Source organism: Enterococcus sp. HMSC078F03 (assembly GCF_001811595.1).
In the GTDB taxonomy this organism is placed as follows: Bacteria; Bacillota; Bacilli; order Lactobacillales; family Enterococcaceae; genus Enterococcus; species Enterococcus faecalis.
In genome coordinates this window covers 56880-76495 of sequence record NZ_KV805602.1, presented here as the reverse complement: position 1 = coordinate 76495, position 19616 = coordinate 56880, and the positions used below count along the sequence as shown (strand labels likewise).

At 35.7% G+C, this 19616-nt stretch carries 22 protein-coding genes and 1 tRNA gene; all 23 read right to left on the bottom strand.

The window, feature by feature from the left end:
- Positions 1 to 12: 12 nt before the first annotated feature.
- Positions 13 to 282 (bottom strand): hypothetical protein, encoded by a 270-nt coding sequence (locus tag HMPREF2810_RS13000; RefSeq protein WP_002382616.1) that lies wholly within the window; start codon positions 280 to 282, stop codon positions 13 to 15.
- Positions 283 to 284: 2 nt separating this feature from the next.
- Positions 285 to 605, bottom strand: coding sequence for a hypothetical protein (locus tag HMPREF2810_RS12995; protein WP_010715404.1), 321 nt, complete (start codon positions 603 to 605; stop codon positions 285 to 287).
- 11 nt (positions 606 to 616) lie between these two features.
- Positions 617 to 3541, bottom strand: a complete 2925-nt coding sequence (locus tag HMPREF2810_RS12990) for a phage tail protein (protein WP_002382613.1) — start codon at positions 3539 to 3541, stop codon at positions 617 to 619.
- A 22-nt stretch (positions 3542 to 3563) separates the two neighbouring features.
- Entirely contained in the window at positions 3564 to 4403 is an 840-nt protein-coding gene (locus HMPREF2810_RS12985; RefSeq protein WP_002382612.1) for a phage tail domain-containing protein, read from the bottom strand.
- A 12-nt stretch (positions 4404 to 4415) separates the two neighbouring features.
- Positions 4416 to 8177: a tape measure protein gene (locus tag HMPREF2810_RS12980; RefSeq protein WP_002410279.1), complete on the bottom strand. Its 3762-nt coding sequence runs from the start codon at positions 8175 to 8177 to the stop codon at positions 4416 to 4418.
- Positions 8174 to 8443: a hypothetical protein gene (locus tag HMPREF2810_RS12975; protein WP_002382610.1), complete on the bottom strand. Its 270-nt coding sequence runs from the start codon at positions 8441 to 8443 to the stop codon at positions 8174 to 8176. The genes HMPREF2810_RS12980 and HMPREF2810_RS12975 overlap by 4 nt, the downstream gene beginning before the upstream one ends.
- A 41-nt stretch (positions 8444 to 8484) precedes the next feature.
- Positions 8485 to 8958, bottom strand: coding sequence for a tail assembly chaperone (locus HMPREF2810_RS12970; protein WP_002382608.1), 474 nt, complete (start codon positions 8956 to 8958; stop codon positions 8485 to 8487).
- A gap of 71 nt (positions 8959 to 9029) precedes the next feature.
- Positions 9030 to 9212 carry a hypothetical protein gene (locus HMPREF2810_RS12965; protein WP_002382607.1) on the bottom strand — a complete coding sequence of 61 codons (183 nt, stop codon included), beginning with the start codon at positions 9210 to 9212 and terminating at the stop codon, positions 9030 to 9032.
- A gap of 20 nt (positions 9213 to 9232) precedes the next feature.
- Positions 9233 to 9874, bottom strand: coding sequence for a phage major tail protein, TP901-1 family (locus HMPREF2810_RS12960; protein WP_002382606.1), 642 nt, complete (start codon positions 9872 to 9874; stop codon positions 9233 to 9235).
- Between the two features lie 14 nt (positions 9875 to 9888).
- A complete protein-coding gene (locus HMPREF2810_RS12955) occupies positions 9889 to 10128 on the bottom strand; it encodes a hypothetical protein (RefSeq protein ID WP_225592044.1) in 240 nt (79 codons plus the stop codon).
- Between the two features lie 115 nt (positions 10129 to 10243).
- A complete protein-coding gene (locus tag HMPREF2810_RS12950; RefSeq protein WP_002382604.1) occupies positions 10244 to 10588 on the bottom strand; it encodes an HK97 gp10 family phage protein in 345 nt (114 codons plus the stop codon).
- Positions 10585 to 10866 carry a hypothetical protein gene (locus HMPREF2810_RS12945; RefSeq protein ID WP_002382603.1) on the bottom strand — a complete coding sequence of 94 codons (282 nt, stop codon included), beginning with the start codon at positions 10864 to 10866 and terminating at the stop codon, positions 10585 to 10587. The genes HMPREF2810_RS12950 and HMPREF2810_RS12945 overlap by 4 nt, the downstream gene beginning before the upstream one ends.
- Positions 10863 to 11234, bottom strand: coding sequence for a phage head-tail connector protein (locus tag HMPREF2810_RS12940; protein ID WP_002382602.1), 372 nt, complete (start codon positions 11232 to 11234; stop codon positions 10863 to 10865). The genes HMPREF2810_RS12945 and HMPREF2810_RS12940 overlap by 4 nt, the downstream gene beginning before the upstream one ends.
- A 70-nt stretch (positions 11235 to 11304) precedes the next feature.
- Positions 11305 to 12240, bottom strand: coding sequence for a hypothetical protein (locus HMPREF2810_RS12935; protein ID WP_002382601.1), 936 nt, complete (start codon positions 12238 to 12240; stop codon positions 11305 to 11307).
- 17 nt (positions 12241 to 12257) lie between these two features.
- On the bottom strand, positions 12258 to 12872 hold the full coding sequence (locus HMPREF2810_RS12930) for a DUF4355 domain-containing protein (RefSeq protein WP_002382600.1): 615 nt from the start codon (positions 12870 to 12872) through the stop codon (positions 12258 to 12260).
- A 127-nt stretch (positions 12873 to 12999) separates the two neighbouring features.
- The gene (locus HMPREF2810_RS12925) at positions 13000 to 13938 is read right to left on the bottom strand and encodes a minor capsid protein (RefSeq protein ID WP_002382598.1); all 939 of its coding nucleotides are present in this window, start codon (positions 13936 to 13938) and stop codon (positions 13000 to 13002) included.
- The gene (locus tag HMPREF2810_RS12920) at positions 13904 to 15439 is read right to left on the bottom strand and encodes a phage portal protein (RefSeq protein ID WP_002382597.1); all 1536 of its coding nucleotides are present in this window, start codon (positions 15437 to 15439) and stop codon (positions 13904 to 13906) included. The genes HMPREF2810_RS12925 and HMPREF2810_RS12920 overlap by 35 nt, the downstream gene beginning before the upstream one ends.
- A gap of 12 nt (positions 15440 to 15451) precedes the next feature.
- Complete coding sequence (gene terL, locus HMPREF2810_RS12915) at positions 15452 to 16870, bottom strand: phage terminase large subunit (protein WP_033624181.1); 1419 nt, start codon at positions 16868 to 16870, stop codon at positions 15452 to 15454.
- Positions 16863 to 17324: a transposase gene (locus tag HMPREF2810_RS12910; RefSeq protein ID WP_002410282.1), complete on the bottom strand. Its 462-nt coding sequence runs from the start codon at positions 17322 to 17324 to the stop codon at positions 16863 to 16865. Before HMPREF2810_RS12910 ends, terL begins: the two co-directional genes overlap by 8 nt.
- A 30-nt stretch (positions 17325 to 17354) precedes the next feature.
- Positions 17355 to 17585: a hypothetical protein gene (locus tag HMPREF2810_RS12905; protein WP_010715408.1), complete on the bottom strand. Its 231-nt coding sequence runs from the start codon at positions 17583 to 17585 to the stop codon at positions 17355 to 17357.
- 566 nt (positions 17586 to 18151) lie between these two features.
- Positions 18152 to 18238, bottom strand: a complete 87-nt coding sequence (locus HMPREF2810_RS16275; RefSeq protein WP_219236347.1) for a putative holin-like toxin — start codon at positions 18236 to 18238, stop codon at positions 18152 to 18154.
- A gap of 217 nt (positions 18239 to 18455) precedes the next feature.
- Positions 18456 to 18526 (bottom strand) — tRNA-Arg (locus HMPREF2810_RS15925).
- 768 nt (positions 18527 to 19294) lie between these two features.
- On the bottom strand, positions 19295 to 19616 hold a 322-nt coding region (locus HMPREF2810_RS12900; protein ID WP_070635618.1), incomplete at its 5' end, for an ArpU family phage packaging/lysis transcriptional regulator.

Below are 19616 nucleotides of genomic sequence, written 5' to 3'. Positions count from 1 at the left end.
TCTGCCTATTGACTAAAGTTCTTCTACTTCCTCCATTTCTTCTTTTGTTGATTCTGTAGCTAACTGATCTTCTACTTCATACACTTTATCTTGGAAAGACTGAATATCTTTACGACACTGTGTTCGATTCTCACGATATTTTTTAGCATCTTGAATCGTTTGTGAAATATTTGTATTCCCCACGCTTTCTGTAGAAACACTTGCAGAAAGATAAACCACTGTTTTTTCATCAATGATTGATTGGCCAGATAAATTGACTGATTTTGTTACTTCTAATGCCATTGTTATTCCTCCACTTCTTCTAATATAGGTTGAATCTTGTGTAATAACTTTGCACTTACTTTTACTTCAGCTAGTTCATTAATTGTGATCGTTGGAAGTTCTACATTCATCTCTTGCTTATAAAGTTCTTGTAGTTCCTTTTCTCGTAAACACTCTTCTTTTTTTAAGATAGGTTGTGCTGTTTCTCGAATACAATGCGTGACAGTCCCAATTTCAGTGAGTGCTCGGTTTAATTTTAAACTAGTAGAAATATGCATTTCTTTCTCCGCTAGTTCAATTAATCCTTCTTCTAAATTTAAAAGTTGCAGTACTGTTAATTCCATCATTTTTCTCCTTATAAAGTTATTGTCTTCCATTGATTGACTGTTCCATCCCTTGCGATACTAGTCGGTATACTTACACGTCCTAGTCCTTTTAATGCATAAACCACTTTCCGAATATCTTCTACAGGAATAACCTTGTTATCATGCAATAAATACAACCATGCTCCACCAAACATTACACCACTTTTTCCGCTATCATTTAAGAGAGAAGAATAGTAACTGTTGGAATATTGTATAGTCCCAAATCGTAAAAATTCTCTTGCATTCGTATAATTCGGTTTTACTCTAGATAAATAAACATCTACATCCATGAGAATACCTGCTTTTCCAGTAAATTTCCCTCGAGGATCAAGCATTAACATGGAAGTAAACGCATCATCGTTTTTGGTTTTTCGATAGCTCCATGCGATATAATCTCCTGTAGATTCTAAATTCATTGTAACCCCACGAATATTTTCATTTCCTATTTTTGCATTTTCACCGATACGTCCAATCTCTCTAGTCCCATACCAAAATTCCATCCCTTCACTTGTTATCCTTCCACTTAAACGATTTGTATTATAAAAACTTAAATTATATGGGGAAATTTTTAAATTCTGACTATAGTTATTGAAACCAACTTGAATTGCATTAACCGCTAATTTATCTGCAGTAATCGAGTTAGAACGGATACGTTGATTATCCAAAAAGCCATTGCTAATATTCGCTGCATCTATATTCGTAATCCGTGCTTTCGCTCCATTTAATTCTCCAAATGTGATTTTATCGGCAGATATATTTCCCAGTTTTGCATTTGATACAGCTAAATCTTTAATTTTCGCTGTATCAATCGATGCGTTTGCTATTTTTCCTGTTGTAACTGCCAAATCTCTGATTTCTGCACTTCCAACAAGTAAATCTTTAATAGTAGCCATCGGAATAAATGCTTTTCCACTGAAATAAACCGTATCCGCATCTAAAAATATTTTTTTATTTTGAATCAAAGTTTTACCAGCTTCTATATTTAGCCTTGCAATTACTTCTCCTTTTTGTACCATTAAAGCAATTCGATTCGCTAGTTGTTGTTGCTCAGAGTGGTAACCAGTGATCTGATCAAGAATTGTTTGTTTAAATTGATTTTGTGTTTGTTCTAACTGACTGATTTGTGCTTTTGTACCAGACGAATCCGTTTTTAATTGACTAATAGTCTTTTTGATAGTAGAAGCATCTTGCTGCAATTCACTAATCGTTTCTAATTGTCCTACCATTGTTTGTTTAAATGTCCCAAATTGTGTGGTCATTTCCTCTGAAGAACGTTTCACTAAGGAAACTTGTTCTTCTAAATCAGCTTTGGTCTTCATCAAAGAGATATAATTCTCTTCCAATTGTCCTGTAGTCGTTTTTAATTGTTCTATATTGACTTGTGTTTGCTGAACGAGTGTTTCTGTTTTCATATCTTGCGCAGAGAATTGAGTAAAGGTTTGATCTAATTGTGTGTATAGTTCGTTAAATGTACTATTTATTTCATTTTTGTGTCTCTGAATTTCTTCTTTATCTTTTAGTATTTCGTAAGTTATACTATTAAATTGTTGTTCACGAAGGATATTTTCTTTTTTTAACGCAATCAAATCTGTTTCATACCGTTGAAACTCCTGATTCATCTCTAAAGACTTTCTTTTAATTTCTTCTCCTGTCCGTTTGGAATCTTCACCAGCTAGTTTTGCTTGTTCAGCTAATCGTTTTGTTTCTTCTAACACGCTCTTATCTACCAAAGGCCACCATTCAGTGCCATTCCAAATATAGAGAACTTTTTCTTCTCCAATTTCTTTATACCAAATATCTCCTTTATGAAACTTATTCCCTGTAGGAATACTCAGTCCATAATAAGTTATTGCTTTTCCATCTGCAGAAATTAAAGCAAAATTAGCTATGCTCTTTGCCTGTTCAATGGAATTTTCAATTTGATTCTTCCAAGAGGCATCTGAAATACGTGTCTGATCCATTAGATTTAAGCTTCCACAGGAAATATCATGATCAATGATTTGCCCTTCTGTATCATAAGAAGTGGTGTACGATAAAATTCGAACTTTTTGCTCAAAGCCAAGATCTTTGTTAATCGCCATAATATAATCTCCTTCGTGTGGTTGATCATAGTTATAGCCGGCTTTGGTTAAATCTTCCATATCGATATCAACAGACACGCCATAAGACGAATCTACTTCTTTTTTTATTCTAGATAGCAAATGTTCTACTTGTGTGTAACGTTCATCAACAACTGGATCTCCTTCAAGTTTCCCATATATTTTAGAAAGAGGACTTAGGTATTCTACTTCTAATCGTCCTTGTGAGGGATTTTCTGGATCTTTAAAAGCACCATAGCCCTTCATATAAGTAATAAAGGAACCAGTATCTTTTTCTATATGGAGTTCATTGAGATTAAATCCTTTCTTAACAATAGTTGATAGGTTAGTTCCTACTTTATCTAAAATTCGAACTACTCGCCCATTTATAGAAAATTCAACCCCAGTTGAAGAAACAAAATCTTTAAATAAAGTAAGACGGTTTTTTAAGCCAAAATTTTCTTTTTTAAAAGCAGGAATATTTACTTCCAATCGATATTCATAACCACTACCTTTAAAAATGTGTTGTAAATATCTTTCAGCTGTATTTGAGCCATTCAATAGGCGGTGAACAACAGATTTCTGCATATCAAAAAAGAACTCATGTACAGCATCAAATTCGACAACTATACGAGTTCCTTCATCTATTGGATTCAAATAAGTTAAACAATAGGTCTCACCTTCAAAAACTATACGCCAACCTCGTCCAATCCCATGTAACAATTGATCATTTGTATAAATTGTTCCGCTTAATGATTTCTCGCCATTCACTCCTTTTGTTTTTTTACATTCAAAAATAGCAGAATAAAGTCTACCCTTTTCATCAATAAAGTTCATCTCTTTCTCACCCCTAATCCCTCTATTTATACAGCTCTACAAAATTAAGTAATTGAATCGTCCCCTTGAAATTTGTTTGAATACCTATTTTGTTTGTATTTGCGGGTACCAAAATAAAATGTTCGTAATTCGTTTTATCATTAACATTTAAACCATTTAAAGTGACTTCCACTCCTTTTAATAACAAAATATCCCCATTTTCTAAAGCAGTTTGCGTTTGGTAAGTAAATGTTCTGTCGCCTATCTTTAGGAAAAAACTCCCATCTTGTGATTGATTAGCTGTTAATTTTACTATCCACGGCCACTCTAATTGACTACATTTTGCGGTTCCTGCGTAATCAATACTAGTTGAAACCAACACTGTCTTAGGAATTGTTTCCCCAAATGGTAATTCTGCTGTTTTTCCTTCAAAAGAGAATTTCATTCTTATCCCTGCAGCTGAAAATCCAACAAACGTATAAGAAAGCTCATTTTCCACAATTATTTTGTAGCGATACTTATAGGCATGGTGAGGAATAGTAAGTAAATTTAAATCACTTGTTTTTTGACCAGGCAATTCAAAATCATACAGGCTAGCAGTAGGCAATAACTTGGTAATATAAAAAGGCTCATCATTACTGATAAGCCCATTGATTTCATCCTTCTTTTCTTCTAATGCATACGCATTTGGAACAACGAAAGTTCCTGAAACAACGATCCGTTTTTCTTTGTGTACTGCTCCGGAGAATATATAGCCACTTCGATTTGTTACTTCTCTTTTATTCGTAGTCACAGAAGGTGAACTGTCTTGAAAATCAGTGACAAGTAGCCCGATAGAGGAAAGTCTCGTTTCAACTCCATCTTTTGTGATCAAAGCATCCATGATCTTCCCCCCTTAGTTAAAATAGTTGTTTTTATTTTTCTCACGTGCTTCTTTACGTTTCACTGTTGTATAAATCTTATCTCCAATAACCTCATTGTAGATATGAATTTCTTCTTGTCTAAGCTCTGATTCTGCAACATCCTGATCCATTTCATCTGTAAATGCATGAATATTTTTATTAGTAAACGTTGTATCTCCTACCATCACGGCTTCTGCTTGATAACACTGTGCTTGAATAATGGAACCAAATTCATTCGCTTGTTTTTCAACAAAAGAGAACATGGACTGCATACCTAACCCAAGCCCTTTTCCTAACATTTCCCCCATCCATGTAGTGATTTTTGAGGGTGAATGGATATCCAGAGCACTCTGTATGGTTCGAGCCACGTTATTCGCAATTATATTAGTGGTTGAATAAATGGCCCCAGCAGAACTAGATAATCCATTAGCTAATCCTATGCCAGCATTATAGCCCAAAATGTCTAGTTGAGAAGACAAAGAAGAAAATGCTGAAACGATTTGAGAAGACGCTTGAATACTCACTTGAAACAATTGTATCATTCCAGATTGAAAAGTATGACTAACAGTGTTTATACCACTACTAATCGTTTGTTGTACCTGATTCATCGAAATTTGAATCTGTGAGTGTATTTGACTCATACTATTAGTCACTTGTCCAGTAATTCCAGAAAATCCAGCTTGCATAGAACTTTTTATACTATTCATGCTAGTATTTACTACAGTTGACATCGTTTGGAAAGAATTTTTTAACTCTCCTTCCATCTTTTTCGTTTCATTTGTTGCATTGGAACTAGCACCGCTCATAGAACCAGAAACTTTTTTTTCTAGTTCCTGTACACTTGCCGTACCACTTGATAACAAATTAGAAAAATCAGCACTTCCAGAAGTATTTAATTGCCGAATATCTGAAGAACCAGCTTGTTGTAGTGCTTGAGTCGCATTCGTTACATTTGTATTTAATGTTTGCGCGTCCGAACTTCCTTGACTAAGAATTGAACTAAAATCTCCTAAAGCTGAAGTACTAATATTCGAAGTGGCGTTGGAAATATTTAATCCCATTTGGTCAAAACTTGTAGAAACACTAGAACCAAGTTCCTCTGTTTTGCTCTTCATTGATTCTGCAGTTTGAGAATACGTAGAAGTTACTTCTGTAGACGTCTCTTTTGATTTTCCAGTTATCGTATCCCATAAGTTACTGAAGCCATTTTTGATGCCGTCCCAAGCACCTTTCAGTACGTTTGGTATTGCTTCAATAATGCCGCTTGCCAACGATTTAATGATATCCCAGCCTGCAGCTAAGACACTTGGCAACATTTGAATAATCGTTGTTATCAACGAGAAAATGATTTGAATTCCTGCAGAAATGATATTAGGTAAATTTTGTACAATTCCACTAACTAACGCTTGTAAAATCTGAACAGCAGCTTGTAAAATCATTGGGAGGTTTTGAACAATAAAATTACACAAAGCTTGAACAATTTCAACTGCTCCGTTAAGTAATTGCGGAATATTAGCCATCAAACCATTGATTAAAGTCAGAATTGCGGTTAAAGCTACTGGTAGTAATTGAGGTAACATTTCTGTCAACCCATTGATCAAATTCAGTAAGATCTGAATTCCTGTTTGAATGATCTGTGGCAAATTCGCAACGATATTTCCCACAAAAGCTTGCAAAATCTGTTGTACTGAACTTACAATCTGTGGAATATTTGTGACAAGCCCATTGACTAAGCTTAATAGTAAATTCATCCCCATCACGATCAATTGTGGCAATGCGCTTGCTAATGATGTCAGTATAGTTGTAATAATTGTCAAAGCTGAACTAATTAAAGAAGGTAGATTTTGTGCTACGCCACCGACTAATGATCCAATAATATCGATACCAGCCTGAACAATGACTGGCAACATGGTTGCGATCGTATTCACTAATTTACTAATTAGCTCTGTGCCACTAGTGATTAATTGTGGAATTTGTGACATAATACCTTGAACAAATTTAGAAATTACTTCTGGACCTTTTGTGGTGACCATTTTTAACAAATCATCAATCTGTGTACCAAATTGATTGTTTACTAAACCAAGCCCTGCAACAACTAACCCTAATATTGCAGCTGGTCCTACTGCAGCTAAAGCGACTTGCATAATCGTAGTCATTGCAGAGGTCATTCCACCTAATGCGCCCATTCCTACACTTGCGGCAGAAGAAAGTCCACCACCAATTTTAGGGAATAGTCCAATTAATCCACTAACATTTCTAGAAACTAAATCAAACGCTGACTTTAAAGGTCCAGATAAAATACCAGAAAAACTAATAAAACCAGCTGTTAACGAAGCTAATATTGGTAAAGCACTATTTAAAGTTAGCGCTCCACCTAAAAGACCAGCTAACGGTAAAATTTTAGAAATAATATTCTGCATATTGGCTAAAGCCTCATTAGATAATTCTGTACCATTGACAAAATGATCCAAAATAGCAACAACACTATCCACCGCTTTTTCTATGGGTGTCATATTAAAGCTGTCAATTTTGTCGGTAATTTTACTAATAGCATTAATTCCTACTTGAGAAAGTTTGTCAAAAGAAGGCTGTAACTTATTAGTTAAAGTTTCTTTTAACCCGTCCATTGCTTGCCCAACTGTTTTATACTCAGTCGCCATTTTACTAAACGTGTTGTTAGTACCGACTTTTGTGATTGCATCAAAAAAGTCCTCTGTTTTGATTTTCCCGTCTTGTACAGCCGTAACCATTTCAGACGTTGACATTCCCATTTGTTTAGCAACAGCCGCAATACCTGCAGGCGTTTGTTCCAACATCAGTTTAAAGTCTTGCCATTGAACGGTTGGTTTTGCGGCCATTTGTGTTGCTTGTTGACTTAATGTTTTCATTGCCTGAGTTGGATTTTCAGCCGCCGCGGCTAATCCACCAAATCCTTTAACCAACTGATCAGCACTCTTAATACCTACTGCCGCTAACTGACTATAGGTAGTTGCCATTTCGGAAGATGAATAAATCGTTTTAGTCGCAAAATCTTGCAACTCTTTTTTCACACCCGCAATTTCTTTTTTACCCATACCAATATTTTCCATATTAGCGTTAAAGGTTTTCCAAGTCGCTGAACCTTGATTTAAATCACCGATTAAGCTACTAATCCCTGAAGTCAACCCACCAATGGCTTTCTGCGCAAGCGTAAAAGCAGCTCCGATTCCTACTGCCTGTTTGATAAAACTACCGGTAGAACTTCCAGCACTCTTTGTTTTGCTGATAATTCCATTTAATGTGGTTGCTGCTTTCGTACCTGCACGATTAAACGCACTAGTTAAATGACTACCAACCTTACGGCCAACAATTGTACTAGCACTCACGATTCTATTCAAGCCTTTTGCGATTAGGCTTGAAGCATCATTTGCAGCTTTAGAAGCTGTACTAAAGCCCTTTCTTATCGGTTGTGGAATTTTTTCGCCAATCGAAGCAATCACTCGTTGAATTTGACCACCAGCTGTACTAAAAGGAGCTACCATACTTGTTTTTAGACCGGTTAATTTAGATTGAATAGTTGAACTTAATTGTCCCATAATGCTTCCAACCTTAGAAACGATACTATTAGTACTTTGACTCATCGTATTTGAAACCTGATTCATTGTTGAATTTGTTACACTAAGGACTTCTGCCATTGCTTTTTTGTAATCGCTAGTATCTGCTCCAATTAGTGCTTTGATTGCTCCTGTTATATTTTCAGCCATTCTTTTTTTCACCTCCGGTTTTTAAAGTGTTCTAACGCTTGCATAGCTTTTTCAAGCCGTTGATGATTCTTGTTCACCTGTTTTTGATTACGTGTGAAGGATTTTCGTATTTTATCTTCGACTTTCTTTTTGTTCAAAATTTTATTCATTTGAGGTTTCTTCGCATTCAAGATATATCGCAAATTAAATCCAAAAACCACATTTTGTTCTTGCTTATCTAATTCTCGTAAAGCCAAACCTTCAAGAATTGCTTCTAGTTCCCACAAATAACAATTCATAATCAGATCAATATCGGTTAAGCCATATCGCGCACAATTGATTAGGAGATCTCTTTCTTGATTCGCTCGGACAGCTCCTTCAATTGCATGATTTGTACTTTGTCCTCTTCTTTCTTCCTTGACTCCATCATTTCGATTACTTTCTCTATATTCTCTAGATACTTGCGGATCTTGCTCACGAAAAAACCAGATGCTAACATTTCCTGTTTCAGATCTTCAAAAATACGGTTATAAGCTTCTTCTTCACTTAATCCACTTTCCACAAGTTCTCGAACATACGTATCTATCGCTTCAAGAGCATCATTTTCAGTAGCCTTACAGTCAACCAATTGCAACAAATTCACCAAAGCATCGTCTTCTTTTTCTAATACTTGAACAAAAAGAACCCCTGCACCATCGTTTTGAGACTTTCCTTCTTTATCTTTTGTTGCTAGCTTTTTATTTGCTTTGAAATTCAACATATAATTGAATTTAATTTTTTGCTCTTTTCCTTTTAAATTGATATCAAATGACATACTTGTTCCTCCTTAATCCAAAAAGAAATACGACAATCAAGTGATTGTCGTATCATGAATACAATACTTTATTATGCTGTAGTACGAAAAGCTGGAATATCTACTTTCGCAGACTCTTTCCCATCTCGTACGCGTACTGCTTGATAGGTTCCTTTTTTGACATCTGTACTTGCAGTTAGTCCCGTAATAGTTAGCGGACTAGATCCTTCCAATACTTTTTCTTTACCTTTATAAATTCTAAATGTATCTGCCATTTTTATTCCTCCATTCTATTTTAAGAAAGTTCAACTTTTGCGCCTGTATTTGTTGGCGTAACTTTTCCTACTTTAGGTGCTGCCACAGTTTGAATACGATCAAAATCTCCCGTAGTTTCTCCAGGGTTTTGATAATCATATAAAGCTTCAATTGCTGCAATATCAGCATTAGATAATGGGAACTCACCTTCTTGTAGTTTTCCAATGATATTTAACGTATAAGACGCTTCTACTAAGTCGTCACCGTCTTGAATCTCAACGTCATCTGGCATTCCATAGCCAAATTCAGCAGGATAAAGTTTTACATCTTCTAAACCATCTGCCACTTTCGCTACAGATTCATCAATCACTACACGCCATACTTTTACCGAATCTCCATTTTTCTTTGCATCTTTTACAACTTTAATCGATTCATCGTTCGGAATAAAATATTGTGTCAATTCAATACTGTGTTCGTCTGTCGATTTAATGATAATACGTCCCATCTTAGTTTGTTCATCAATATTATCTCCACCATATGTTACGCCACCTTCTGTTTGGAATGCTGGTAATAATGCTGGTGAGCCAATAGGTACTTTTACTGATTGAATAAAGTACCAAACCTTTTTTGCTGTAACTGCTTTTCCTGTGAATTTTCTGACACCATTATTTATAGTCGTCATCGTTCACCCTCCTTTTAAATAATTAAATCTGAAATTCTAAAAATGATATGATAAACTTCTCGTCCAATCGAATGATCAATCAGCAGTTGATGAGTCATTCGTTTGTTTAAGGCAACTTTCGTTTGAAAAATCGCCTCTTCGACCTTAGTTCGGCTATCGATTGGATAAAACAAATCGATTTGTAAAGTTGTATCCACAATAGCCGTTCCAAACTTGGCACTACGTGAATCGTCTCCAGTATGAGAACCTATCACATAAAAAGGCTCCTTGATACTTACGTCAGGTAGTTTAAAATATACGGGTATTTTGGTATCGTTTAATTTTTCTGATAGCTTCTTTAAATATTCTGTCATTGGAGAGTACACACAATCATCCTCTCACTAATTTAGTTAATCGTTTCTGTAACAAAGGCCAATCCGCACGAACAGCTGGAAATAAGAATGGTTGTGCAAACATATAACGTGTCCCATATTCTACAAAAATAGAATATTCTGCTGGTGATATTACTTCTGCTTGTAAAAAGCCAATGTTATTCGCATAAATATTATTGGATAACCAACCTGTATCCCAAGGGGCAAGTTCCTTTGCACATTTTTCCACTCGTAAAGCAGATAAATTAATTTCTTTGTCAATTGCTTGGTCTAAAGCAGGACCTTTTCTACTGACTTCACGCATAAACTCTTTTAACCCTTGGATCTTCACACTCTTACTCATGTGAGAATCACCACTGTAGAATTTCGATGCCATTTTGTTAAATAAACAGAACGTTCTACACCTTCATATTCAATTTTTGAAAATCCTCTGTGGATTCCTTGAATATACAATTTAAATGCCGATTTATTATATTTTCCAAAAATTCCTATTTGTTCCTCACTTGATATCCCTGTTTTCCCACAAGACAAAAGGAGCTCTTGTTCTTCTAAAGTATCCTCACCAAGATAACTAGGGACTTTTCTTTCAAACGTTATCTTGACGCGATCATTGTAATTCAAGAAATAAACCTCGTAATTCCTCTACCAGCGCGCAACATAGGCTTTGTATACTCCTCAAAGATATCTAGATATTCATTTAAATAAGAGGATTCCCACGTATACGAACGACCTTCTTCACTATCTGCAGTAGCCCCTTCACTGTTGCGTTTATTAAAACGTTTGATAGCGACATCTCTATGAATATAGATCAAATCTGCTGGTATCGTTTGGTACTTTTCAGTCCCGTTTTTTACAGAAAATTGATTTAAAAAGGATAAGATCCGTTGCTCACTGTCTTCAATAATGAGTGTAAGCAATGGATCTTGAAGTTGGTCATAAATTCCAAGAAGTAATTTTATTTCTTCTAATAAAAATGTTTTTTCTGTCATGGAATCACCTATTTCATTTCAATTGTTGCCCCATCTGCAGTAGGTGTGACTTTACCTACTACTGGGGCCATTATTTTGGGCTTTCTTGTTCAATGGTTGCTTCTACAACACCTTTTGGAATTTCAGTAAATAATACTAACGCATTCATAAATAAAGATTCATAGGTCGCATTTCGTAAAGTCCGTCCACGCGTTGCAGAAATAAAGCCTGTTTCATCTACAAAATCAACAAAAATATCTCCGAGATCAGACGCTTTCATATCTAGGTAAGCCAATACAATGTTATCTACTGCAGTAGAATAAATTTTACCTTCTGGAATGGCATTTAACACAACGACATTGTTAGCACCTAAGAAGTTTTTTAATAAAGTCATCCCAAATACATTTGAAGCATCTGCAAGAACTTTAGTATCTCCTAAATAAGTAGCTACATCCATTGGATTAACAAAAGACACAAAATCTGCACCATCAAACTCTTCAAATGTACTTAATTTGCCCCAAGAGGTTGCTAAAGCTTTTTGCAATCCTACACCAGTTACTTTTGTTGGCGAAATACCTAAAAAAGTAACAAATTTAGATTTTAAATTCCCTTGAATTTGTCGAAGTAAACGATTATCTGCTTTATCAATTGCTAAGGATGCTCCATGACGTGCAATTGCTTCTGCAGAAACTGCTCGACGCCACTTGTTGAAGGTAACGGTATAATCTTTGTCTTTTGCTCGTGTTACTTTAGATAACGGAATATCTTCACCTTCTGCTACACTTCCGTCTTTGACATCTGTTTCCCACTTATAGGTTTGGATTTTCAAATCTTGAGATAAAGGTTCTAGCCGTGTAACCCCTAATAATGCAAGTAATTCTTTGATTCCTGCTTCAAAGCGATTAACGAAATCAATAGATTTGATTTCTCCCAAATCTGCCATTTTAGTCAGATTAGTTTCAGCCGCAAACATTTGTAAATCCATTTTTAATAATTTTTCTTTATTCGTCTTTGACATATTTTTCATTGAGTGCTTCCTCCTTGTTAAAATAATTCGCGATTTTCGGCAATCATTCGTTGTCGTTCTTTTGTATCTTTAATTGCCATGATTTCTGCTTTGGTCATTTGACCACTTGTAGCACCAACTTTTGTTTTCTTTTTAGAAGACAATCGTTCATTGACTTTTAATTCTACTGCCTTATCCCATTCTGCACGGAACGCTTTTACATCTTCGAGGATTTCTTCTGCGGTCTCTCCCGTAATTCGATGGGCAAAATCTGCAGGAATTCCTTGAGTAGTAAGTTGTTTCCCTTTTTCAACAAACAATTGTTCTTTTCGAAAAGTTTCTTTCTCCTTTTCGAAATCTTCCCGTTCTTTATCAAATAAAGCTTTTTGTCGATCCTTTTCAGATAGTTTTGCCAAACGAGCCGCTTCATTCCGCTCTTTTTCTACTTTTGCTTCATACTCTTGTTCCCACTTACTCTTTTCCGCAGCCAACATTTTAGCAATATCTGAACGAGTAAAAGTTTTTTCCTTTGGTTCTTCTTTTTGTTTGTCCTCAGGTAGTGTAGAAGTATCTGTCGGCTCATTCTCTTGGCTACCTTCTGGATTTTCCGCAAACAATTGAAGATTTAAAGGCAACAATAACTTATTTTTCATGTGTATATTCCTCCAGTCATTACGTGACCAATCGAATCTCGTTTTACGGTCGGCACCGAAACAGCTTCAATTTATAACGCCCCGAGCAGTAGAGGGCATAATAAAAAGCCTAGAAAAAAACTAGACTTTACGTTTCATCTTCAAACCCAAGTTCACTATCATCTGGCACTATCCCAGTTCTACAACCAACATGATAAGGTGGCGCTGTCACTCCTGGTTGGTATTCAGATAATAAATACGATTTATTTTCACGATTTACTTGTAAACAAATGTCCGTAGTTCGACTATCTACGTGTACATTATTTTTATATCTAGTTAAGCCAAATTCTTCAAATCGCTTAGCTGCAGAAAGGTTGATAACATTTGTCCCATCTGTCCGAACAATGGCTTCTGCCCGGCTTTTGGCCACATTGTACTTTTTCCGTAATTCACGAGCCATATCCGCTGGACCAGAACCTCGTATAAATCCTTGGGTTAGAACTTTTTTCAAATCTTTTGCAAGAGTATCTATGTTTCCCCAAATACTGTCGGAATAGTTTTTCCCATTGAATGGTGTTTTTACGATTTGTTCTAAGGCTGGCTTATTCAACGTGCTTTGGGAATTACCTCCTGTAATTTTTCGATAGGCATATTGCGCTACTTCTTTTAGATAACGAACAAACGATTGATGCAATGCTCCGCTCATTTTACCTAATTGCCATTCTAGGTTTAACTGTAAAGCTTCTAACCGAGTGACTTTTCCAGCTTTATATTGTTCATTCAATCGTTTTAAAAGTTCTGGATCCTTTTCAGCTTGCTTGAAATACTTCTCCGCATTCGCTCGATAATTCGATAAATCTTCTCGCATGAGCCTTTTTTTGGCTTCCTGAACAGAAATTTTATTCTCCTTAGCATATTGTGCATAGAAAGCATAAATCTCTTTCTGCACGATCTGACGGTTTTCTGTGTAAATGGCTTGTAGTTCATCAAAGAAATCAATATCAGTCTGGTCAGTATAAGCCATAATCTCATCCATACGTTTGGACCAGTAACTAGCTGATTTCTTCGTCATCATCTTCTTGGTCATCCTCAATCACATCCACTTCAGGACGCCTTGGTGCTGGTTTTTCTTCGGCTTCTTCTTTTATTCTTGTTAGTTCAACTTCCGGGTCAATACCAGTAACAGTAGATAAGATTTCAAATAACGTTTCATCTGAAACTGTGCCATATAATTGACCCGCTAATGCCACAATCTCACTATCAGATTTTGGAACGTTCGCAGTAAAGATAACATTGGTATTATTGATTTGATCGTAAGCAACCGAATCATTTCCCTTAATCCGCCAGATATTCACAGCTAAACGCAATCGTCGCATCAATCCTTTTTCAAATAACCGTTGTTGCATGACACGTCGATTATCAGCAGCCATTAGTTTGTACTTCATTGCTTCGCCCGATTGTGTTCCGCTAAAATTAGCATCTAAAGTATCCGGTGTGAATGTAAAACGTAGAATATCATTCACTAAACGTTGCTTATACGTTTCCGCACCTTCTGTATCATATTCTTTTACTAAATACTTCGCATCTGGAGTAGATCCATTAGGATTAGGGTTGTCATCCATAATCATGATTCTTGCTCGTTTAAAAGCTAATGAAACAGCTAGTTTTGAATTAGGAACAACATTTCCATCCTCATCTAGATCGTTCGGTGCTGTTCCGGTGTATGGATTTCCCGTAATCATTAAAATCGCATCCATAGCATCTTGTTGAAAATTAGCTAATTCAGATTGTGATAAATCATATGCATCGATGGAATCTAAAACCGGCTCATAAGCTCCTGTCCGATCTTCATTATTCGCAAATTCATTTATCGGAACACCATCAAATACATGGTCATCAGAATCATATAAATGTAGCTCTTTTTCTTCTTGATTACTATTGACATACATATAAACCATGTCGGAAGTGTACACATTAACAAAATCTTTTCGGACCCCATCCCCATAGTCAAGAGTATAGTAATAAACACCAAACAAAGAATTGTTGTCTGTTGTATCGTCATAGACAATAAAGGTCTGTTCCGGTTTTAGTTTAACTAATTTGACGTAGGCACCTCCTGTTTCATCAAGCACAGTAGTTAACAATTCATACGCCCGACCGTAAATCGAAAGATCTGTTTTGATTAGAACATTATGGTAATCTTCATTATTTCGTTTAAAAAAATCATCGATCTGTTCTTGAATCTTTTCGTCTTCATTTTTGTATTGTACAGGCTGACCAAGCATATACCCTTGTTCAAAAATAGTGATATACCGTGCAAAATCACTAGCTATGCGATTATCAGCGGCAAACTCATCTGTTTTAGCTGGCTTGTATTTTATATTATTGTCTGCCAAATAATACCGTTTTAATTCTAGCAATCGTGGTACTTGTTCAGTTTTATGCTGATTGATAAATTTTTCTAATTGGTAAATCCAATCTTCTGAAGCAAATTCAATAGTTTCAAAATCTTCACAAGATATCCGAAAAATTGTATTTGCATTTTTATGGTATCGATGTTTCTGTAAAAAAGTAATTTCTTTATCCATCTTATTTCCTTTCTAGCCAAAGAAGAATTTGGCTGCATTCATTCGATCCTTTAAATTTTGAGGATTTTGTATCTGAAGTGTTTCAGCAATACCAGTAACAGCATCTGGTGCATCATCATGAGCATTTTTCCCTTCACGCTGATACGTTGTCATAGCAAAATAAAATTCTGGCCAGCGTGTTGCCCAGTCTGATGGATAATACACATTATTTTCAATCCATGCACTGTTAGATAAAATACGAGAGTATTTATTTGCAGATTGATGAAAATCTTCATAATAAGCAGTATAGTAGCCTCGTTCCTTTACTAATCGCTCAGAGTTACGACGAAACCCACGACCGCCATTATTTCCTTCAATACGAACATGGTTCACTTTATTTCGTATGATCATATTTGCATGAGCATTCTCCGTCACTTCCATAGGCTCTTTGGTGTATAACACATCTAATAAATATGCTCGATGATCCGCTGTTTCAGCAAAAACAGGAGAAGCAAAATAATCGGCTCCCTTATCAGCAGTATCAGTATAATTCCATATTTTAATAATATTCTCGGGCAACGTATCATAAGTAAGAAACTTTTGATATAAACATCCTTTTAAATCAATCGGTTCTTGTTGATAGTTAGCAGAAGCAATATCTGCACCCATCGTTTTCTTTTTACGGAAATATTCTTCTTTAGAAAGGACAGACTCACAAAGCATAGTGTCTGTTTCTTCGTTATATGCTTTCATGCTAATATGTTTTACTTTATAACCTGATTGAGGTAACTCCTTTAAAGCTTTTCCTGCTAAATCATTAGAATGCCACCTAGTCATGATGATTATAATTTTACCGCCTGTTTCTAAACGAGAAAGCATAGTATTGATAAACCAATCCCAGTGTTTCTCTAAAACCATAACGTTATTTGCTTCTTCGGCATTTTTAATTAAATCATCAATAATAATGATGTCTGCGCCAAATCCTGTAGCTGTCCCAGTTGGTGACGTTGCTAGATAATTGTTATATCCTCCAGCCAAACTCCATAAGTTCATGGCACCATCACCAGACTTTATCTCTACACCAGGGAATACATCTGAAAATACTATCCTGCTTTCATCTGCTTTTATTTCCTGAACAGTATTCCTCACACTTTTAGAAAATGTTGTAGATAATGTTTCATTATATGAACCCGTCATTATCTTTTTTTGATTGTCATTTCCCAATAACCATTCTACAAATTTACCAGCAGTTCTTGATTTTCCATGTCTTGGTGGTTCATTAATAACTAGTACATTATCTTCACTGTCATAAATGAATTCTTGTAAATCATTGCATAATTCTTTTAAGTACACTCTATCTTGTTTGTAAAAATCAGATGCCATTAATTTGCAATAGTCCCAAAAATAACGACGGGATAATTCTAACTTTGCACCTAAAACAATTTTATCCATCATCTTCAGCTAACCTTCTTAATTCTTCTTCAGATAAATTAGCGAATGGATTGCTAACAGACATTTCGCCAGAAATTTGAGTTTCTTTTCGATCTCTCCATTCGTCTGGCTTTCTATTTTTCAACCAGAAAATAGCCGCAACTGGATTAGGAGCTACTTGTTTTGTAACCTTTTTTGTAATTTCCATACCTTTTTCTGTTAATTCTTCTGTAACTTCGGTATATTCGTAGCCTGTAGCACTCTTAAACAATGCATTTTCCACTTGACGATCGACAACTTCTTTCCCTTTTTTAAGGGCGGAAGAAATGGAAGAAAATTTCTTTTTCCAATCGGTAAATGTTCGTTCGGATACTCCGATATTCTGGGCTATCTGCTTATCGATGAGGCCATCTCGTGCCCATCCTTCAATTTTGATTAACCCTTCCTCGGTTAGCCACTCTGTGTACTTCGCCATGACCTCACCGCCTTTCTATTTAATAACTTATTAACTCATATACTTCTCTACATTTTCTAGTATATGCTTATCTTTCCAACTACCATACCCACAATAAACAAGCTTACAAGAATCAATCTCTTTCGGTGTGGCTTCTCTTGTCATTTCAACAATCGAAGCATTCTTTTTTATCTGCACAGACATTACAACACGCATTGAATCAGTTGAGCGATTCGACTGTGGATATTTATGTGTTAGCGATACATACCAATAGCTTTTCATATATTTCTCTCCTAGTTATTTTTATGTACTTGATTCAATAAATTATCTTTTGTTATACTATTTATGGGTAGCTGCTCCTTAAAATAATTTGTTAATCTACTTTAAATATTCTAGTTTAACCTCGATGTTGCGTGATAAGATAAATTAACCTATGCTACCCTAGCCACTAGGTCCTCTGTCCTAGTGGCTGTTTTTATGTATAACTTTTTTATTGCAAAATTATTTTAGGCTTTGATATAATAGTTCTGGGTAGCAACTCCTTATAATAATAGTATTATGATGTTGATTAAATATTCCTATAAAAATTATTGTTGTTGCACACTTACGACTAATAATATTTGCTACCCTAGCCACTAGGCCCCCTGTCCTAGTGGCTTTTTTATGTACGAAAAAAGACCACTTACTTACGTTGAGTAGTCTCGATTGAATTTATTTTGTTTCATGATATAATGTATACAGAAAAAGGACGTGCTACTAACACGCCCTAATGTAGAACCGTTAAAAAGACGGTGACTGTCATAAATTAGTTTTGATAACCATCTACGACCTGTCAAAGTGTTAGATGGTTATTTTTTTGTGTTCGTATGGTCTATAATCAGCAATACCAATGTCGCAAATGCAATCATTAGCAATAATGCTTCAAATACAGACATGCCTATTCCCTTCTAGGAATAAAGCTATGAACCATAGGCATCACCCCTTTATTCAAGCGATTAGCCACCATCTTTTCACTTTTCTACAACAGTTATTATACATAATTTTTCATTCTTCTACCAGATAAAAAAGAGGCACTTGCAAGCTAGTGCCTCACCGTGAATGTAGCAGAAACATCTATTGACGATTCTTTTATTTAAGTAGCAAAGCTACCTATTGGCGTGACAGGAATCGAACCTGCCTCTTATCTCGCTATATGCTCGTTGCATCCCAGATGCTACACGCCAACCGAAAGGATCTTCCCACTATGCCATTTTTGAGATTGTCTACCGTAATCTCAATGTCACTGGCAAGGATTTGCACCCTGCATGATATCTACCCTAATTTGGGCTACGCCCCGCACTCTGCTGATATCTTTTGGGAGTACTAATGTATCTACCTATTCCGCCACAGTGACTAATCAATCAAACACCAGCAAAAACAATTGATCAAGTTTATCCTAAACGTACCTAGCTGCTACTCTATGAGTTTAGGAATTGCTCTCGTGCGTAAGCAGCTGCCGCAGAGTTCTGGTTAATGTTCTTATCTTCTTCAGATGCTGGGCTAGAATACCGCGCCTAACCACGCCTATTATGTTTTATCCTGCATCAGGTAGTTACTGCATCTCTAGTAACTATTTGTCACTCACAAACCTGTAGAAAAAAGAGAGAGGAATTACACCCCATTTCTTTAAATTGAGAACGTATAATTTGTGAATGATCATTGCAACTTACATAGCGCTATCTTGACATGCGCTTGCAACATACGTCTACGTGTAAGCTTAATGTCAAGTTTATTGCAATATTTTGCTACCTATGACTAAACGAGACAGAAAGAACTGGACTTTCCACATCCTTATTCTTTATTTTTATAGGTAGCCTCAAAAGATAAGTGAAACGGAGCTAAGATAGGTAAGCATGCATTACCTCGTTTCCTTATCTTTCGACATTACCATAATAACATGGATTTCCGAATAAAATCCCTACAAATTCCCTACAAAAACCCTACAAAATTTTCTATTTATAAACAACTAAAATTCCGTGTTTATAGGCTTCAGCAAATTCGATCAAAGCATTAGATTTTAACTTCTCAACATTTTTTTCACCATATCCACGTATTAACTGCCCTATTTCCCAATTGGTATGTTTTTCTACATCGCAAAAACTATAATATAGCACTTGACGACTAATAAGACTTAATGCCATAAGCGCAGATAAAATTGCATCTCTTTCTGCTTCTACATCTGCTAATTGTACTAGCGCATCTTCTGCTTTATTCCCGTGACTTTGGATTTTAGGCATATTTGTAATAATTGGTGATTTTAAATCTATCAAAGAG

What these genes read in the sequence shown, in the direction of transcription:
- HMPREF2810_RS13000 (WP_002382616.1), bottom strand. Translation starts at nt 282, where the DNA reads ATGGCATTAGAAGTAACAAAATCAGTCAATTTATCTGGCCAATCAATC.
- HMPREF2810_RS12995 (WP_010715404.1), bottom strand. Translation starts at nt 605, where the DNA reads ATGGAATTAACAGTACTGCAACTTTTAAATTTAGAAGAAGGATTAATT.
- HMPREF2810_RS12990 (WP_002382613.1), bottom strand. Translation starts at nt 3,541, where the DNA reads ATGAACTTTATTGATGAAAAGGGTAGACTTTATTCTGCTATTTTTGAA.
- HMPREF2810_RS12985 (WP_002382612.1), bottom strand. Translation starts at nt 4,403, where the DNA reads ATGGATGCTTTGATCACAAAAGATGGAGTTGAAACGAGACTTTCCTCT.
- HMPREF2810_RS12975 (WP_002382610.1), bottom strand. Translation starts at nt 8,443, where the DNA reads ATGAATTGTTATTTGTGGGAACTAGAAGCAATTCTTGAAGGTTTGGCT.
- HMPREF2810_RS12970 (WP_002382608.1), bottom strand. Translation starts at nt 8,958, where the DNA reads ATGTCATTTGATATCAATTTAAAAGGAAAAGAGCAAAAAATTAAATTC.
- HMPREF2810_RS12965 (WP_002382607.1), bottom strand. Translation starts at nt 9,212, where the DNA reads ATGGCAGATACATTTAGAATTTATAAAGGTAAAGAAAAAGTATTGGAA.
- HMPREF2810_RS12960 (WP_002382606.1), bottom strand. Translation starts at nt 9,874, where the DNA reads ATGACGACTATAAATAATGGTGTCAGAAAATTCACAGGAAAAGCAGTT.
- HMPREF2810_RS12950 (WP_002382604.1), bottom strand. Translation starts at nt 10,588, where the DNA reads ATGAGTAAGAGTGTGAAGATCCAAGGGTTAAAAGAGTTTATGCGTGAA.
- HMPREF2810_RS12940 (WP_002382602.1), bottom strand. Translation starts at nt 11,234, where the DNA reads ATGACAGAAAAAACATTTTTATTAGAAGAAATAAAATTACTTCTTGGA.
- HMPREF2810_RS12935 (WP_002382601.1), bottom strand. Translation starts at nt 12,240, where the DNA reads ATGAAAAATATGTCAAAGACGAATAAAGAAAAATTATTAAAAATGGAT.
- HMPREF2810_RS12930 (WP_002382600.1), bottom strand. Translation starts at nt 12,872, where the DNA reads ATGAAAAATAAGTTATTGTTGCCTTTAAATCTTCAATTGTTTGCGGAA.
- HMPREF2810_RS12925 (WP_002382598.1), bottom strand. Translation starts at nt 13,938, where the DNA reads ATGACCAAGAAGATGATGACGAAGAAATCAGCTAGTTACTGGTCCAAA.
- HMPREF2810_RS12920 (WP_002382597.1), bottom strand. Translation starts at nt 15,439, where the DNA reads ATGGATAAAGAAATTACTTTTTTACAGAAACATCGATACCATAAAAAT.
- terL (WP_033624181.1), bottom strand. Translation starts at nt 16,870, where the DNA reads ATGGATAAAATTGTTTTAGGTGCAAAGTTAGAATTATCCCGTCGTTAT.
- HMPREF2810_RS12910 (WP_002410282.1), bottom strand. Translation starts at nt 17,324, where the DNA reads ATGGCGAAGTACACAGAGTGGCTAACCGAGGAAGGGTTAATCAAAATT.
- HMPREF2810_RS12905 (WP_010715408.1), bottom strand. Translation starts at nt 17,585, where the DNA reads ATGAAAAGCTATTGGTATGTATCGCTAACACATAAATATCCACAGTCG.
- HMPREF2810_RS16275 (WP_219236347.1), bottom strand. Translation starts at nt 18,238, where the DNA reads ATGTCTGTATTTGAAGCATTATTGCTAATGATTGCATTTGCGACATTG.